Source organism: Streptomyces sp. NPDC004561, assembly GCF_053602155.1.
This window is the reverse complement of the sequence record NZ_JBSGDB010000915.1, coordinates 1-1,326: the sequence shown is the minus strand read 5'-3', so window position 1 is coordinate 1,326 and position 1,326 is coordinate 1. Positions and strand designations below refer to the sequence as shown.

The 1,326-nt window shown below is 67.1% G+C and carries 2 protein-coding genes; both read left to right on the top strand.

The genetic code is table 11. The annotated features are described in order from the left end of the window. Positions 1 to 15: 15 nt before the first annotated feature. Complete coding sequence (locus tag ACWEN3_RS46660; RefSeq protein WP_452984532.1) at positions 16 to 378, top strand: transposase; 363 nt, start codon at positions 16 to 18, stop codon at positions 376 to 378. Then, positions 375 to 1,295: an IS3 family transposase gene (locus ACWEN3_RS46655; protein WP_452984530.1), complete on the top strand. Its 921-nt coding sequence runs from the start codon at positions 375 to 377 to the stop codon at positions 1,293 to 1,295. Before ACWEN3_RS46660 ends, ACWEN3_RS46655 begins: the two co-directional genes overlap by 4 nt. Positions 1,296 to 1,326: the final 31 nt, after the last annotated feature.

Genomic DNA, 1,326 nt, shown 5'->3' with positions numbered 1-1,326 from the left:
TGAGCTTCCCCCGAGATGCGAGGAGGGGTGACAGCGGGTCAGATAGATCTCGTGAGAGGAGATCTGACGATGCCTGCCCCGAGGAAATACCCGTTGGAGTTGCGTGAGCGTGCGGTGCGGATGTACCGCGCCGCCGAGCCGAAGCCCGTCATCCGCCGCATGGCCGAGGATCTCGGCGTGCACCACGAGGCCCTGCGCAACTGGATCCGCCAGGCCGAGGCCGATGCCGGCGAGCGGGACGACATGCTCACCTCCGCCGAGCGGGAGGAGCTGGCGGCTCTGCGGAAGGAGAATGTCCAGCTCAAGAGGGCGAACGAGGTCCTGCGGACGGCTTCCGCTTTTTTCGCGGCCCAGCTCGACCCGACCCGGCCCAGGTGACGGCACTCGTCGACGAGCACCCGCATCTGGGGGTCGAGCCTGTACTCCGGGAACTGAACATCCCCACCTCCACCTACTACCGCTGGCGCCAGGCCGAGAAGGAGCCGTGCGAACACCGCCGCCGGGACGCCGAGTTGACGGGCATGATTCGGCAGGTCCACGACGAGTCCGGCGGGATCTACGGCTCGCCCCGCGTGCATGCCGTCCTCAAGCGCGAGGGTGTCCGCGTCGGCCGCAAGCGCGTCGAACGGCTCATGCGCCAGGCCGGCCTGGCTGGGATCAGTCCCCGCCGGGGCAAGGGCTTCACCCGACGTGACCCGGACGCCGATCCCGCTCCTGACCTGGTGCAACGCAACTTCACCGCGAACGTGCCGAACCGGTTGTGGGTCACCGACCTGACCATGATCGCGACTTTGGAGGGCCCGCTGTGGCTCTCCGCGATCCGCGACGCGTTCTCCCGCCGGGTCGTGGCCTGGGAAACCTCCGCCCGTGCGGACGCCGACCTCGTCCTGACCGCGCTGGAGTATGCCCTGGCCAGCCGCGAAGTCACGCCGGGTGAGCTCATTCACCACGCGGACCACGGCACCCAATACACCTCCGTGAAGCTCACAACACGCCTGGTCAGAGCCGGGATCCAGGCGTCCATGGGCACGGTCGGCGACTCGTTCGACAACGCCCTGGCAGAGAACTTGTGGATGGTGATCAAGACCGAGTGCATCCGCGGCCGGGTCTTCGCCACCAGGGCCGAAGCCAACCTCGCGCTCTTCGAGTACATCGACGGCTTCTATAACCCCCGCCGCATCCAGAAACGCCTCGGCTACCTCAGCCCGATCGAGTTCGAGGAGAAGCACTACGCCAGCCAGGCAGCGGCCGAACAAGTGAACCTGAAACCACGTCAACCCGCCCTGACCAGCTAGTCAGCCACTCCCACACAGCGGGGGAACCTCA

Coding starts and splice junctions, on each gene's coding strand:
- ACWEN3_RS46660 (WP_452984532.1), top strand. CDS start 16: ATGCGAGGAGGGGTGACAGCGGGTCAGATAGATCTCGTGAGAGGAGAT.